The organism is [Flexibacter] sp. ATCC 35208 (genome assembly GCF_001975825.1).
In the GTDB taxonomy this organism is placed as follows: domain Bacteria; phylum Bacteroidota; class Bacteroidia; order Chitinophagales; family Chitinophagaceae; genus Chitinophaga.
Genome location: NZ_MTKN01000019.1, coordinates 1 through 14,793 on the forward strand (window position 1 = coordinate 1; position 14,793 = coordinate 14,793).

At 43.2% G+C, this 14,793-nt stretch carries 14 protein-coding genes; 3 read left to right on the plus strand and 11 right to left on the minus strand.

The window, feature by feature from the left end; all coding sequences use genetic code 11:
• Positions 1-78: 78 nt before the first annotated feature.
• Together BW716_RS13615 and BW716_RS13625 are read right to left on the minus strand one after the other, a co-directional pair.
• The gene (locus BW716_RS13615) at positions 79-432 is read right to left on the minus strand and encodes a DUF6515 family protein (RefSeq protein WP_083723119.1); all 354 of its coding nucleotides are present in this window, start codon (positions 430-432) and stop codon (positions 79-81) included.
• Positions 433-1,278: 846 nt separating this feature from the next.
• A complete protein-coding gene (locus BW716_RS13625) occupies positions 1,279-1,734 on the minus strand; it encodes a hypothetical protein (RefSeq protein WP_083723121.1) in 456 nt (151 codons plus the stop codon).
• Positions 1,735-1,874: 140 nt separating this feature from the next.
• On the opposite strand from BW716_RS13625, the gene BW716_RS13630 reads away from it, so the two are divergent.
• A complete protein-coding gene (locus BW716_RS13630; protein ID WP_083723122.1) occupies positions 1,875-3,062 on the plus strand; it encodes an MFS transporter in 1,188 nt (395 codons plus the stop codon).
• A gap of 223 nt (positions 3,063-3,285) precedes the next feature.
• Positions 3,286-4,149: a DMT family transporter gene (locus BW716_RS13635; RefSeq protein WP_083723123.1), complete on the plus strand. Its 864-nt coding sequence runs from the start codon at positions 3,286-3,288 to the stop codon at positions 4,147-4,149.
• Positions 4,150-4,308: 159 nt separating this feature from the next.
• Here BW716_RS13635 and BW716_RS13640 read toward each other — a convergent pair whose 3' ends face one another.
• From BW716_RS13640 to BW716_RS13680, 9 genes are all read right to left on the minus strand, one after another.
• Entirely contained in the window at positions 4,309-5,514 is a 1,206-nt protein-coding gene (locus BW716_RS13640) for an ABC transporter permease (RefSeq protein ID WP_083723124.1), read from the minus strand.
• A 293-nt stretch (positions 5,515-5,807) separates the two neighbouring features.
• Positions 5,808-6,554, minus strand: coding sequence for an ABC transporter ATP-binding protein (locus BW716_RS13645; protein WP_083723125.1), 747 nt, complete (start codon positions 6,552-6,554; stop codon positions 5,808-5,810).
• A complete protein-coding gene (locus BW716_RS13650; protein ID WP_083723126.1) occupies positions 6,551-7,633 on the minus strand; it encodes an efflux RND transporter periplasmic adaptor subunit in 1,083 nt (360 codons plus the stop codon). The genes BW716_RS13645 and BW716_RS13650 overlap by 4 nt, the downstream gene beginning before the upstream one ends.
• Before the next feature lie 52 nt (positions 7,634-7,685).
• A complete protein-coding gene (locus tag BW716_RS13655; protein ID WP_083723127.1) occupies positions 7,686-8,927 on the minus strand; it encodes a TolC family protein in 1,242 nt (413 codons plus the stop codon).
• Positions 8,928-9,020: 93 nt separating this feature from the next.
• On the minus strand, positions 9,021-9,749 hold the full coding sequence (locus BW716_RS13660; RefSeq protein WP_083723128.1) for a LytTR family DNA-binding domain-containing protein: 729 nt from the start codon (positions 9,747-9,749) through the stop codon (positions 9,021-9,023).
• On the minus strand, positions 9,746-10,765 hold the full coding sequence (locus tag BW716_RS13665; protein WP_083723129.1) for a sensor histidine kinase: 1,020 nt from the start codon (positions 10,763-10,765) through the stop codon (positions 9,746-9,748). Before BW716_RS13665 ends, BW716_RS13660 begins: the two co-directional genes overlap by 4 nt.
• A gap of 194 nt (positions 10,766-10,959) precedes the next feature.
• Positions 10,960-11,583 carry an alpha/beta hydrolase gene (locus BW716_RS13670; protein WP_083723130.1) on the minus strand — a complete coding sequence of 208 codons (624 nt, stop codon included), beginning with the start codon at positions 11,581-11,583 and terminating at the stop codon, positions 10,960-10,962.
• Positions 11,584-11,641: 58 nt separating this feature from the next.
• Positions 11,642-12,514, minus strand: coding sequence for a 4,5-DOPA dioxygenase extradiol (gene ygiD / locus BW716_RS13675; RefSeq protein ID WP_235643686.1), 873 nt, complete (start codon positions 12,512-12,514; stop codon positions 11,642-11,644).
• A gap of 247 nt (positions 12,515-12,761) precedes the next feature.
• Positions 12,762-13,343: a Crp/Fnr family transcriptional regulator gene (locus BW716_RS13680; protein WP_083723131.1), complete on the minus strand. Its 582-nt coding sequence runs from the start codon at positions 13,341-13,343 to the stop codon at positions 12,762-12,764.
• A gap of 41 nt (positions 13,344-13,384) precedes the next feature.
• Here BW716_RS13680 and BW716_RS13685 point away from each other — a divergent pair, with 41 nt between their 5' ends.
• Positions 13,385-14,779 carry a sialate O-acetylesterase gene (locus BW716_RS13685; protein ID WP_083723132.1) on the plus strand — a complete coding sequence of 465 codons (1,395 nt, stop codon included), beginning with the start codon at positions 13,385-13,387 and terminating at the stop codon, positions 14,777-14,779.
• Positions 14,780-14,793: the final 14 nt, after the last annotated feature.

A 14,793-nucleotide genomic window follows, 5' to 3' on the forward strand; every position in this document is an offset into this window, starting at 1 on the left:
AGCTAAATGGGTAATTCTATAATAAAATAACCGGCCCATTTTCAGAGGGCCGGTTATTTTTTACCAAGGTATCGAGTTTTACCAAGGTCTCTCGGTCACAACGTAAGAGTGAGGTCTTACTTCTCTGTAGTACACATTTCCTCTATGATAATACCTAACGCCTCTGTGTACCCGCGTTTTATAACCTCTTGGTATAAAATCTACTGCCATGCCTGCAGGCGGTGCAGCTAATCTTTGATATCCTCCATTTACGGGGCGGTAATACCTGCCACTTGTATAATGATAATTAACTCCCTGATAAGCCACTACTCTTGGATGTCCGGGCACGTTCTTTACCACCACTGCTTTTTCTCTATGACGGTGTTGAGCAGATACCTGCATGGTAACACCGGTAAAAAGAATCATCAGGATTAAAACAATTTTCGCTTTCATAACCTTACTTTTTTGGTGAGTAACTATTGTTATAAGGCCAGTATCGTGCCAGATGGTTTAAAATACATAGTTAAATAGTGTTAATGCATCCTGAATATCCCCGGATTAGTAGATATTCAAATAATGACACATTAGTAGTATTGATATATGATTGGTGGGTGCTACATTTAAAGATCGATCCTGCTGAGAAAGACATTTGTTTGTTCGTAACATGATGTTACAATTGAGAAGATTAATACTCTTGTTAGCATGAATGTATGCTATTGTTGTTGTATTTGTAGGGGTTATCTATTTTTTGGATTCGTATTAATGGGTACATTAATATACAAGGGTATTTCACTGGGAGCTGCAAGAGGTGGCTCCTAAGTGATTACCTGCTGATTTATTTCTAATGAAAAGATTCTTAAAATGGATGCTGGTCTTCCTCTGTTTTCTACTTCTCATAATACTGTTATGCAACAGTAATTTCCCTGTTTAAAGGGACGTACATCTGGAATGTCATTATATGGCCTATGCTTGTGATGTGGCGCAGTATCATGTGGTCCATTCTAAACTAGCTAAAATGAAAGGAAGAGAGATATTTTTGCAATTTAATAATTATGAAGAGAGTGTGAGTTTTCATAGAAGTTTAGAGCAATGTACGATTTGTTATAAAATCATGGTAGATGGGGATTTGAAATTTAATTTGTGGAAGTGGAATCATATACTGAATGTAAAAAATTACATGGTTAAATGGGATAGGTAATGATCCGTTAATAATATTTTTCTTAGGTGATTGTTTAACCATTCAGAAGGTATACAAATGATTGTAGAACAATAATCTATTTTGAAAGAAGGGACGAAAGCCTAAGCCTTCCGTCCCTTCTTCTTTTGTTCAAATTTCTCAATATATTCACTCAACAACACATCCACCTTTCCACCCTTCAAATAAGCCTGTGCAATCTCCAACTCCCCCGCATTCGATATCTTCCCTTTCTTCAAAATACTCTCAATTGGATTAACCCTCACCACCTCTTCCGACATCCCATTTTTCTCCACCTGCTCCCAAAAATACTCGACATATTTCCCCGTACCTTCCTGAAACATATTCAGAATATTCCGTTTCGTGATTTTTAAACTCTTTTCATTTCTGAATTCAGCAGCAGGTTGTAAGATATCCTCTTTCATTTCCCGGTTGAATTTTAGTGTCTGGCTAATGTTCTGGGGAGTCCAGCCTTCAGGAGGAAACTTTTCAATAGCATCTATGATAAAGTCAAAAATCGGTGCCAGCTTTTTTGCTTCTGTATCGTAGTTGAAAGACATTAGATTGATTTTTTCAAAGGAATAGTTAGTAAACGAATTCGTATAATCACGCAATATACCTATAAATAAAATATATACCCTCAAGACAAAAAAACTACTAATTTTGTACCCTGATCGTCTTTTATTGCGTCGCCAACCATATGAAAAAGAGTTTATTGCCCTTACTGCTGGGCGGTTTAGGAATAGGAACAACTGAATTTGTAATGATGGGGCTTTTGCAGGATATTGCCAGTGACCTGCACATCACAATCCCTGAAGCGGGCCACCTCATTTCAGCCTATGCATTAGGCGTTGTTGTAGGAGCACCCTTGCTGGTCATGCTAAGTGTAAAGCACCCTCCCAAGAAGATTTTACTTGCATTAATGCTGATTTTCACTGTGTTCAATGCTTTGTCTGCATTCTCACCCAGCCCTGTCACACTACTCATGGCAAGGTTTTTTGCGGGCTTACCACATGGGGCTTTCTTTGGTGTAGGTTCAGTAGTAGCCAGCAGACTGGCAGATAAAGGCAAGCAGGCCCAGGCGATTGCGGTGATGTTCTCCGGACTGACGATTGCCAACCTGGTGATGGTGCCGATAGGGACATGGATAGGCCACCACCTGCTGTGGAGGTATACATTTGGACTGGTAGCAGTAATTGGTTTGATCACGCTGGTAGCTATCAAATTGTGGTTACCTGCCTTGCCGGCAAATGAAAACGCCGATCCCAAAAAGGAAATGGAAATAGTGAAGAACCCACAGGCATGGCTGGTGATTGCGATCACTGCTGTAGGCACCGGCGGTATGTTTGCCTGGATCAGTTATATTTCTCCGTTAATGACGGAAGTATCCCGTTTCTCACCTGATAGTGTATCCTGGATTATGGTATTGGCTGGTTTTGGGATGATCGTAGGGAACCTGATCGGCGGTAAACTGGCCGATCGTTTTCAGCCGGTATATACCTGTGCCGGTCTCTTGTTGTGTATGGCCGTGAACTTGCTGGCGATCCATTACTTTTCAGGGTACCAGTTCATATCATTATTCCTGACTTTCATGACGGGGGCATTGTCTATGATGATTGCTGCACCGATACAGATATTGATGATCAATACATCTGGCGACTCAGAGATGTTGGGGGCTGCACTGATACAGGCGGCCTTTAATATTGGGAATTCCCTGGGCGCGTTCCTGGGTGGATTGCCGATTGTGATGGGATATGGATTTACTTATCCGGTGGTAGTAGGCGCTTGTATGGCAGTGATAGGAGTCGGTTTTGCGATCCGGTTGATAAAGATGCAAAACCCGCCCGTGAGGATGGATGCCAGTGGAACAACAGGGATGGCTGTATAAACAGTTCAGGCTATTTAAGCTCTTTAGGCAGTTCAAGCTGTTTACTGTTTTATTGACAACTATTTTGTTTTTAATCTTTTATAATTATTTTTATCTGAATAAATCAAGCATATGCATTACGTAAGTTATCTGCCACCTCCTGTATTATAGTGTATTCCAATAGGTATTTACATTATTAATATAATAGCTGCTCTACAGAGCAAGCTAAACAGATAACTTATTCATGAAAAAATCATATGTTGTATTACACCTGGCTGTAATACTCGCTGGCTTTACCGGTGTGTTCGGTAAGCTCATCTCTCTCAACGAAGGATTGCTTGTATGGTATAGACTATTTTTCTCCTTCATCTGGTTATTTTTTATACTCAGGCTGTTTAAAATTGACAACCGTCTTGCGCACAGGGAAAAGTTTAACCTCGCCAAAGTCGGGTTATTGATTACGTTACACTGGGTGCTCTTTTATGCCAGTATCAAATATTCCAATATTTCCATTGGGGTGGTTTGCTTTTGTCTGACCAGTTTCTTTACCGCGATCTTTTCTCCTTTAATAAATAAAAAGAGGTTTGCCGTGTCGGAGCTCTTAATGAGCATGCTGACATTATTAGGTATCGGACTGATCTTCCATTTTGACCGATCGTATCATGCGGGAATTATCTTAGGGGTGATCTCATCAGCGTTTGGGGCATTGTATACGGTGTACAATGAGCGGTTGGTACACCATTATGATAGCAAGGTGATAAATTATTACCAGATGTTAGGAGGCACGATTGGACTAGGTCTGTTATTGCCGCTGTACCTGCATTTTTATCCTGCGGTTAGTTTAATACCGGGTATGAAGGATACGATATATCTGTTGCTGTTATCGCTGTTCTGTACCGTTGGGTTATATGTAATGTTTGCGGAGGTATTGAAAAAGATTCCTGCATTTACAGTCAACCTGAGTTTTAACCTGGAGCCGGTTTACGCAATTATTATGGCCTTTTTGTTTTTTGGAGAAGGGAAGGATGTGAATTTTTCTTTTTATGTAGGGCTGATATTAGTAATGGCGTCGGTGGTGTTGCAAAGTATTATTTCGGTGAGGAAATAGATGTCAGAGAATAAATGAAGAGGGTGTATCTTAAAAAAATGAAACTCCTGAGAGTCGCATAAATTGGAATCTGGCTCCATTAGATATCTGAATTAAAACCTTCATGAAAACCATTTTCAGAAAGAAGACGGTGTATCTAACTTGGATACACCCTCTTCTTTATTCATACCGGAGTGCTTCGATAGGATCTAAGCGGGATGCCTTTTGAGCAGGGTAGTAGCCAAAGAAGATGCCTATGAAAGAACAGACCGTAAAGGATAATAAAATGGATGTCTGACTGACAACGGGTGGCCAGCCTAATATATGGACCACTAATAAAGATAGCCCTTCTCCTATTAATATACCGATAATGCCACCTGCGAGACTGATGAGTACCGCCTCCATTAAAAACTGCTGAAGGATGTCAATCCCTCTGGCACCGATGCTCATGCGCAGGCCTATCTCACGGGTGCGCTCGGTGACGGAGACGTACATGATGTTCATAATGCCGATACCGCCTATGAGTAGTGAGATGCCTGCGATAGCTGTCAGTAAAATAGTTAATAACCCGGTGACATTGCCGACAGTTTGAATCAGTTCTGCCTGTGTTTTGATCACGAAGTCATTCTCTGCATTTCTGCCAAGAGGGTGTGCGGAGCGGAGAATATTCGATAACTCGGCAGAAGCAGGAAAGGAAAGGGCTTCTGATTTAGCGGAGGCGAAGATGCTCCCGAAATAATTCGTAGCAGTGATCCTCTTTTGTACGGTGGTATAGGGCGCAATGATCATATCATCCTGATCCTGGCCGAGGGTGTTCTGACCTTTTTTAGCAATGATGCCAATCACTTTAAATGGTATTTTATTAAAGCGGATAGTTTTGCCGATGGGGTTCGTGCCTTTGGGGAAGATGTTGTCTACGACCGTCTGACCAAGGAGACACACCTTTGCATAGGTACGCACATCCCTTTCTGAAAAAGGAATACCATCCCTGATATGCATATTTTTGATAGCAAGGAATTGTTCATTCACACCCTCTACAGTTGTGGGCCAGTTGAGAGAGCCATTGATGGCCTGGCCGCGGGACTGTACATCGGGAGAGATACCGGTGATGAGGGTGGCTTCCTGTTGGATGGTTTCGATGTCTTTGATGGTAAGGTTAGCGATGTTAGCGCCCTGCAGACGGGCACCGCCGGCATCGGAGCTGTTGGGAAGTATGATGATAAGATGAGAGCCAAGAGAGGAGAGGGAATGGTGAATGTTAATCTTGGAAGCTTCGCCGAGTGCACCGATGGTGATCACAGCTGCTACGCCGATGATGACGCCGAGCATGGTGAGGAGGGAACGGAGCTTATTGCGCTGCAATGCTTTGAGAGCGAGTTTGAGCATGATGGGAGGATTTAATAGTTTTCGGTTACAGGGTAAAACATATGAGAACTAGAAATGGTAATAGTTTTCAGTTACGGGTAAAACGTATAAGAACTAGAAATGCTAATCATCTTCGGTTACAGGAAAAACGAATGATATCCTGAAATGCTAATAATTTTCAGTTTCAGTTAAAACGTAAAAGCACTTTGAAATGCTGATAGTTTTAAATTACTGGAAAAACGAATGAGTACTTTGAAATGCTGATAGCCTTCCGTCACAGGAAAAATGCGATTGAGGATTTTACCTGAAAGCTCCTAATAGTCTTCGCTTACCGGCAATGCCGCCAACACTTTCCTTGCATTTTGTACCAATAAATTTGCCGTATCCTTCATTACTTTCCCATCTTTTAAAACAATCGTCCTGCTACTAAACCCTGCTATATCCGGCTCATGTGTCACAAATACAATTGTCTTCTTCTGCACCTGATTCAATTCCTGCATCAATGACATGATCTCATAAGAAGTCCTTGAATCCAGGTTCCCCGTCGCTTCATCCGCCAATATCATTACTGGTTCATTCACCAATGCCCTTGCTATTGCTACCCGCTGCTGTTGCCCGCCGGATAGTTCACTGGGCATATGATGTAGCCGGTTGCCTAGTTTTACCGCCTCCAATGCCGCAATTGCCCGTTCTTTTCTTTCCGTAGGCGTGATCTTTTTATTATAAAACAAAGGCAGCTCTACATTCTCCAATGCAGATGTACGTGGCAGCAGGTTATACGCCTGAAATACAAACCCTATCTTTTCATTTCTGAGTCTGGCCAGTTCATTGCGATTGAGTGAAGCAATATTTACTTCATCCAGCAAATAATCACCTGAACTGGGTTTGTCAAGGCACCCCAATGTATTCAATAACGTTGTTTTGCCAGAACCGCTACTCCCCATGATGGTCACGAATTCTCCTTCCTGTACGGTAAATGACACGCCTTTCAACGCTCTCACTATTTCTGTGCCCATTTGAAATTCACGTTTTATCTCCTGTAGGTTTAATATTGTTCTCATTTTGTAATAATTGAATCTTTCGGACTGATACCTGCTATCACCTCTACATGTGTATTATCATCCAGCCCCGTCTGAACCATCGTTTCGATCAGTGAATCACCTCGCTTGATCCATACGTAGCGGGACTTGTCTTTATGTACCTGTGGTCTTAATTTGTATTGGGTAGTCGTCAGTGAATCGGGGTAATAGTTGAGAGCTTTTGAGCTTATTAATAAAGCACGCGGTACTTCTTTTGTATAAATAGTAATATTTGCTGTCATCCCCGGTTTCAATTTCAACTCATCATTAGGCGCATAAATGATAGTCGTATAAGTCACCACATTCGAACTCACCTTTGGCTGTAACCTCACATCCGAAATGGTTCCTTTAAATACATCATCAACATAAGCATCCACTGTAAACGACACCCGTTCTCCCTTTTGAATATCGCCGATATCTGCCTCGTCTACATCTGCCTGCACCTGCATTTGCTTAATGTCCTTTGCCAACACAAACAAAGTAGGTGTTGTAAATGAGGAGGCTACAGTCTGACCAATGCTCACATTTCGGCTAAGCACCACACCGTCAATAGGTGCCAGAATATCTCCATAAGAAAGGTTCTTTTGCGCTGACCGTAATGTGGCTTCTGCATTGGCAACTCCCGCCACTGCTGCATTGTAGTTGTTTAATGCGATGTCGTAATCTGCCTTACTGATAGAACCGGTGTTGTACAGGATCTCCTGTCTATGGAAATTACTTTTATTATAAGCCAGTGTACTCTGCTGTGTGGCCAACGCTGCCATATTCTGATCTACTGTAGCCTGTAGTAATGATTTATCCAGTTGCGCGAGCAACTGACCTTTGTGTACTACAGAGTTAAAATCTGCATTGATCATGCTGATAATACCTGATACCTGTGTGCCTACAGATACTGTATCCAGAGGTGCGATGGTGCCGGTAGCGGTAACTGACTGGGCGATCCTGCCATAAGTTGCCAGCTCTACCGGGAGCACGATACGGGCAGGTTTATGGGTAATGAGCAATGCCGTACAGGCAATTGCTGCAATAAGGATAGATGCTATTGTAAGGTTCTTTTTCATTGTTAATTATAATAGAATTCGTAAATTTTGATTGCCAATGCAGCGTTGTATTTCATTGTTGATTATAAAAGAATTCGTAAACTTTTATCGTCAGTGCTGCATTGTATTTCGCCTGTATAAACTGTTGCAGGGCCTGTACATACAATTCCTTTTGCTGCAGGTATTCTACCATATTAGACACGCCTAATGCCAGTTCCTGATTAGCAATATTATACACCTCTTCATTGTATTTAAAAGCCTGTTCTGCTGCTGTAAACTGGCTTTGTGCATTGATCGCATTCAGGTAGTATTTTTCAATATTAGCGGCCAGTGTTGTCTTTGTATCATTCAGATTGATCTGTGCCTGACCAATGTTGATCTTTGCATTTTCTATATTGGTCTTGTTTTGTCTTTTAGAAAAGATGGGAACTGATAATGAAATGCCTGCCTGCTTATAAAAACCATTTCCTAACCCGGAAATATCATTGAAATAACTACTCCCAATCGTGCCGCTCACACTCAGTGTAGGATAATAACCCGCCTTTGCTTTAGCAAGCCCCAACTGCGCCACCTGTATTTGTAACTGGTTTTCTTTTACTTCCGGACGGTTATTTAAAGCATACTCCTGTACCGCTGCCAGTGAAGGAACTTCACTTTTTGAAATGATCGTATCTGGTGTAGCAATTTCAAACTGAACTTCTGTGGGTAATTGTAATAATTGTTTTAGTGACAGCAGGTCCTGTTTGATGGTATTTTCCGCAGAGATCAGGCTATATTCATCATTGGCTAACTGCGATCTGAGTTGGGTGACATTTTTTCGCGCCACGCTTCCCACAGCAAGCTTTTGCTCTCCCTGTTCCAGTTGTGCCTTTGAGGTATTCACTACATTTTGCTGGTATACTGCGGTTTCCTTATCCAATAATATAGTGAGGTAGTATTGAATAATATTTAGAGTGATATCATTCTCAGTAGCCATTACATTTTGATTCGCTGCTTCGAGGGAAAGTTGTTTCTGCCGTATGTCTTTTTGCAGGTAGCCACCTTCATAAAGGGTGAGTGCCGTATTCAAAGTATATGATCCAATATTGAGGTGCTTCTGGAAATACTGTGTAGCGGAGCCGGACAAACTGGGTAATTGGGCCGATTTGGACAGGTAATAGTTCTGCTGTGCTGTTTGCTGATTGTACCGCTGGGTATTGACCTGTATATTGTTCTTTTGGGCAAATGCAATACAGGTAGCCAGATCCCATCTGACCTGTGCTGTTGTAGGTCGCCCAACAAGTAAACAAAATATAAGGATAGCATTTCTGATCATGCCCCAAAGAAAGTAAGGAGCAATGGTCTAAAAAAGCAGGTTCGATACGACAAGGTCGGGAACCGATAGGAAGGGATTAAAAATAGATAGGGGTTATACCCACTTACTCAGAAAATCCTGGAATACGACCTTATATTGTTCTGTAATGGGGATGGTCAGTTGATGGATCTGCACCGAAGTTTTGGTAGTAGCCCGTACTTTATCAAGGTTAATGATATATGACCGGTGAAGGCGCAGGAACCGGGCAGGAGGGAGCTTGTCTTCCAGTGCTTTGAGACTGGTCAGGGTCATGAGTTGTTTGTCTTCATTATCAAGGTAAACTTTTACATAGTCTTTTAATCCTTCAATGTAAAGGATGTCATCCAATAGTACTTTTACCAGCTGGTATTCCACTTTGAAATAGATATGCTGTTTTTCACTTACAACGACAGGGGCAGCTACTCCCATTCCAAAATACTCCAATGCTTTTGTCACCGCTCTTGAAAAATCGGTATAACTAAATGGCTTTACGAGATAATCCAGTGCGGCTACTTTGTAACTCTCCAATGCATATTTGTCAAAGGCGGTTGTAAAGATCACGCGGGTATTCCGCCGCTGCTCTGATTGTGCAATGATCTTTGCCATGTCCATACCACTAAGGTCTGCCATGCGGATGTCGAGGAAGATCAATTGAATGTCTGGTTGTGAATGCAATACTTTCATAGCTTCCACTGCGCTGTTGCATTTGGCCGCTAGTTGCAATGAAGGTGTCATGGCAATATATTGCGTAATTATATCCAATGCTATTGGTTCATCATCTACCGCGATGCAGTTGAGTATCATGCGATGGCCAGTTTTAAGTGTATGCTGAATTCTTTGTTCGCTTTATTATCGTCTACGACCAGGGTATGCCGACCTGGATATAGCAGGTTGAGGCGGCGGCGTGTATTGGTTAGTCCGATACCGTTGCTTTCTTCCAGTTCGCCCCCTCCGGAACCGAACGAGGAATTGCGGACTTCTATTTCTATTAGATTGTGGGTATGGGCGACGCTCATAAAGATAAAGCTGGGGTATATACTACTGATCCCATGCTTATAAGCATTTTCTATAAAAGGGAGAATGATCATCGGCGCTATGGGCACGTCCTCAATAAAAGCGGGTTTTTCAAAGATAATCTGTACATCAGGTGGTACCCGCAATCGCATCAGCTTATTATAACTTTCTACAAATTCCAGCTCTTTTTCCAGTGTTGTATTTTCACTATGGTACAATACATACCGCATCATATGAGAAAGCGTATAGATAGAATCTTTCGCTTTCGCTGTATCTTGGTCTGTTAGTCCGTAAATAGTGTGTAAGACATTAAAGAAGAAGTGCGGGTTAATCTGTGTTTTCAGAAAGGCAAGCTCGCTACTGATCTTTTGGAGCTGGTCCTGCTGGATCTTTTGGGTAATGACGATGATCACGCCAATGCCGCAGACCAAAATTGTCATCAACACGGCCCCCATATCGCCTGTAGGAGAGGTATTGCCGGCGTTGCTGGCGGGAAGGTTCTTTTCTACGACTTCTGTAAAGCGGATGGCATTATCGAACCGGTTATTTAATATAGATGCCCCAAAGAGTACGGCCAATAGTACCAAAGCAAACAAGGCGCCTTTATTCCGGTATAATAATTTCGGTAGCAAGACCTTAATTACCAGAAAATAGGCGCCTGTCCAATAGAGGAACAAAGAGAGCTGTTTGAACCAGACCTCGATGGGAAATGTATGTGAAAGGGTATAAAAAGGCAGGAAGGTGAAGACTACCAACCCTAGCAGCACCATGAAATGGGCGGAGAGGAATATTTTCTGAATGGTCACTTTGAGCGTTCTATCTCTCTAAGTGACAAAAAAAAATCCAGAAATGCAAATAGTCGTTCAAATACCGGGAAACCTGCAGATCCATCCGGGCGGCATTCACTTTCGATAACGCCAGTTATGGAGGCTTATAATTCCCTGTCGACTTATTGCTGTACTGCCAGCCATTTATTCGAATCCTATAATTCCCTGCCAACTTATTGCTGCGCTGCCAGCCACTTATTCAAATCCTCCAACACCTGCTGATTGATCTGGTGGCCCATTCCATACTCATGATAGCTCAGTTGCACATGCATCCCTTCCAAAAACTCCTTGGCCTCTCTTGCATAATGGATCCCCAACGTACCATCGGCCGTACCATGCGATACAAACACCTGCAATTCAGGTGCCTGTTTCACCAAAACGGGCTTTACTTCTTCCAGTATCCTGCTACTTAAAATAATAATCCCCTTTACCAGCTTAGGATCACTCAACCCTACCGTATAACTCATAATACCCCCCTGGCTAAAACCACCTAAATACACTTCATCCAAATGGTACTTTGCCTTCATCTCTCCCACAAACTGCCTGATCAGCTCCCTGCTTTCCTTTTCCTGCTGTACATTATACACTGGCTTACCTGTAGAGAAGTCTACATTATACCATGCATATCTGCCACCACCCATTGCAAAATGTCCTTGCGGACAAATCACATAATAATCCTTTGGTAAATAATCGACCAGACTAAACAGGTCCTTATCATTACTCCCCACACCATGCATGAGAATTAACGCTTTCTTTTTTTCTGTCTTTACTGTTGGCTCATGAATCAAATATTCCATGCTGTTCACTTGTTTTAAAAATGGCAAAAGGGCAACCAGATAGTAATACAAAGGCATATTAACCGAATTTCACGGAAGTCATGGTCAGCGAACCACCTACCGCTTTATCGTTAAAGAATGAGATATTATCCTTATTAGATTCCAGTCCCAGTGTATACATCAATGGGAGATAGTGATCCGGTGTAGGAATTGCCAGCAAAGCGCCTTTACCCAGTTGTGTATAGTTGATCAGCGGCTTGTGTTCACGGCTGCTGATGAGGTGTTTGAACTGGTTATTGATATCCAGTGCCCAGTCATACCCATATTCCTTATCATCAAGGCGATCCCATGCCACCATTCTCAGGTTGTGCACCAGGTTGCCGCTGCCGATGATCAGTACGCCTTTCCTGCGCAGGGCATACAGTTCTTTCGCCAGGTCGTAATGATATTGCGGACCTTTGGAATAGTCTATACTCAATTGCAGCACCGGGATGTTTGCCTCTGGATACATATGTCTTACCACCGTCCAGGTACCGTGATCCAGCCCCCAGTCGTGATCGAGGGAAGCGTGAATCAGGGAAGCCGTTTCTCTGGCGAGGTCCGGACTACCGGGAGCCGGATATTGCACGGCGAAGAGTTCCTTCGGAAACCCGCCAAAATCGTGGATGGTTTTAGGATGCTCCATGGCAGTGATCTTCGTACCCTGGGTATACCAGTGGGCGGAGATCACCAATACGGCTTTGGGAGTTGGAATTTCCTTGCCCATCTGTGTCCATCTTCTGCTAAATTCAGTGTCTTCAATACCGTTCATAGGAGAACCATGTCCGATGAATAAAACGGGCATCAGATGGTCGTCTTCCTGTAATGAATCAGTAAAGTTCCTGAATGCTGATAGCGTTGTCATACCAAATACTCCTGTTAATATCGATTTAATGAATTGATTGCGTTTCATGTTATACAAAAGTACCACATGAAGGAGGTTGGTCCCAATGATTTGGATCAAGAAATTACTTATGCTGGGAAATCGAACTTTTTATGCAGAAAGTGAATAGCCATCAGGGGTGCTAAAAATTACTTATGCTGGGAAATACGGCTTTTGATACAGCAGGTGAATGGCCATCAGGGATGCTAAAAATTACTTATGCTGGGAAATACGGCTTTTTATGAAGAAGATGAATGGCCATCAGGGATGCTAAAAATCATTTATGCTGGGAAATACGGCTTTTGATGCGACTGAGGGTTTCGGGGGTCAATCCCAGATAAGAAGCGATCATATGTTGCGGCACTCGTTGTACAATATTGGGGTATACATTTACAAAGGCTTTGTACTGCTCATCCGGCGAAAGACTGATCATATCCCGGGTTCTTTTTTGCAGGGCGATGTATGCCTCTGTCATGAGTATACGGTTATACGTCTCATACTTCGGCATTTTCAGTAGCAGTTCTTCGTGGGCAGGGCGGCTGATAAGGCATAACTCACAATCTTCCAGCGCCTCAATGTTTTGGGTAGCAGGTTCTTCCCTGAGAAAACTACACAGATCTCCCAGTGACCATCCTTCCAGCGCAAAAGCCGTAATATGCTCATGACCCTCCAGATCCGTCACATAAGTCCTGAGTGTACCTTTTTCGACCAGGGCAATATAGCGGCAAATGTCTCCTTCCTGTAGGAAAAACTGGCGTTTCCGCAGGGTTTTAAGGGTTAGATGTGCTACTATTTCTGCTTCTTCCTGCGAGGTGAGGGCCACTTTTTCATTGACTTTGCTGAGAAATACTTCGTACATGATCGCAAATTATATAAATTCCCTGTCTAAATGAATTTACAATGTTTAGGTCTTTAATAATTCCACTGGTGTTTGTAGCCTGTTTTTCAAATGCCTATGCTACCTTAAAACCCGTTAGCCTGTTCACTGATCATATGGTGCTGCAAAAAGGAGTCGCTGTTCCTGTATGGGGTACGGCAGATGAAGGGGCACTGGTTACGGTGCAGTTCAATGGTCAGTCCGTTTCTGCAAAGACGTTACAAGGCAAATGGATGGTGAGTTTGCAGCCATTGCCTTATGTTTCATCAGGTCAGGAAATGACGATTTACAGTGGCATTGATACTGTTCACATCCAGGATGTGCTGGTCGGCGAAGTATGGTTGTGCAGCGGCCAGTCAAATATGGAACGCCAGCTGGGTCCACGCCCGCCACAGCAGCCGATCTATAACTGGGAGCAGGAGCGGGATGCCGCTAATTATCCCCTGATCAGGGAGTATTATGTACCCCTGAAGTATTCGAAAGAAACGATCCCGGATGTCAATAATCACTGGACGGTATGTAGTCCGCAGACGGTGAGTGACTTCACGGCTGTAGGATATTTCTTTGCAAAGAATCTCTATGCAAAAATGCAGGTGCCGGTAGGGATTATTTTCTCTGCCTTTGGCGGTACACCGGCAGAAGACTGGACCAGTGTGGCCGCGCTGGAAGCCAATCCGAAACTGAAAGAGATGATTGGAAATTATGCAAAGACCATCGCCAGTGCCGGTTGGAAACCACAGGGACAATGCATGGGAGGTTTGTTTAATGGTATGATCTACCCATTGCTGCCTTATGCCATCAAGGGAGTGGCCTGGTACCAGGGGGAGTCAAATAGTGACCGTGCGGAGCAATACCCGGAAATATTAACGACCCTGATCAGGAATTGGAGGATGGAATTTAAACAGCCCGAATTACCTTTTTTAATTGTCCAGATTGCCCCGCACAAGGGTATGAGGCCTGAGATCAGAGAAGCGCAGTTTTTGGTGGTTAAAAATGTCAGGAAAACAGCTTTGATAGTGACCACTGACTGCGGAGACTCCGCCGATATTCATCCCCCTCATAAACAACCTGTAGGAGAACGGCTGGCCATTGCCGCAGGTGGCGTGGTATATGGTGTAAAAGGGGAGTATAGCGGACCTGTGTTTGAGAAATTCAGTCAGGGGAAAGATGAGATAACGGTTAGTTTTTCTCATGCAGGAAAAGGATTGGTGGCAAAGGGAGGAAAGCTGACGGGTTTTGAGATCAGCAATGGAGAGGGCTATTATCCTGCGGAGGCGGTTATTCATGGGAATAAGATAACCTTGTCAAGCGAGCATGTGCTGCATCCTACATGGGTGCGGTATGGATGGAGTAATGTACCGGTGGTAAATTTGTACAATCAGGAGGGGTTACCGGCTTCGCCTTTTAGAAATAAATAGCCTTTCAGCAATAA

What these genes read in the sequence shown, in the direction of transcription:
- BW716_RS13615 (WP_083723119.1), bottom strand. Translation starts at nt 432, where the DNA reads ATGAAAGCGAAAATTGTTTTAATCCTGATGATTCTTTTTACCGGTGTT.
- BW716_RS13625 (WP_083723121.1), bottom strand. Translation starts at nt 1,734, where the DNA reads ATGTCTTTCAACTACGATACAGAAGCAAAAAAGCTGGCACCGATTTTT.
- BW716_RS13630 (WP_083723122.1), top strand. Translation starts at nt 1,875, where the DNA reads ATGAAAAAGAGTTTATTGCCCTTACTGCTGGGCGGTTTAGGAATAGGA.
- BW716_RS13635 (WP_083723123.1), top strand. Translation starts at nt 3,286, where the DNA reads ATGAAAAAATCATATGTTGTATTACACCTGGCTGTAATACTCGCTGGC.
- BW716_RS13640 (WP_083723124.1), bottom strand. Translation starts at nt 5,514, where the DNA reads ATGCTCAAACTCGCTCTCAAAGCATTGCAGCGCAATAAGCTCCGTTCC.
- BW716_RS13645 (WP_083723125.1), bottom strand. Translation starts at nt 6,554, where the DNA reads ATGAGAACAATATTAAACCTACAGGAGATAAAACGTGAATTTCAAATG.
- BW716_RS13650 (WP_083723126.1), bottom strand. Translation starts at nt 7,633, where the DNA reads ATGAAAAAGAACCTTACAATAGCATCTATCCTTATTGCAGCAATTGCC.
- BW716_RS13655 (WP_083723127.1), bottom strand. Translation starts at nt 8,927, where the DNA reads ATGATCAGAAATGCTATCCTTATATTTTGTTTACTTGTTGGGCGACCT.
- BW716_RS13660 (WP_083723128.1), bottom strand. Translation starts at nt 9,749, where the DNA reads ATGATACTCAACTGCATCGCGGTAGATGATGAACCAATAGCATTGGAT.
- BW716_RS13670 (WP_083723130.1), bottom strand. Translation starts at nt 11,583, where the DNA reads ATGGAATATTTGATTCATGAGCCAACAGTAAAGACAGAAAAAAAGAAA.
- ygiD (WP_235643686.1), bottom strand. Translation starts at nt 12,514, where the DNA reads ATGAAACGCAATCAATTCATTAAATCGATATTAACAGGAGTATTTGGT.
- BW716_RS13680 (WP_083723131.1), bottom strand. Translation starts at nt 13,343, where the DNA reads ATGTACGAAGTATTTCTCAGCAAAGTCAATGAAAAAGTGGCCCTCACC.
- BW716_RS13685 (WP_083723132.1), top strand. Translation starts at nt 13,385, where the DNA reads ATGTTTAGGTCTTTAATAATTCCACTGGTGTTTGTAGCCTGTTTTTCA.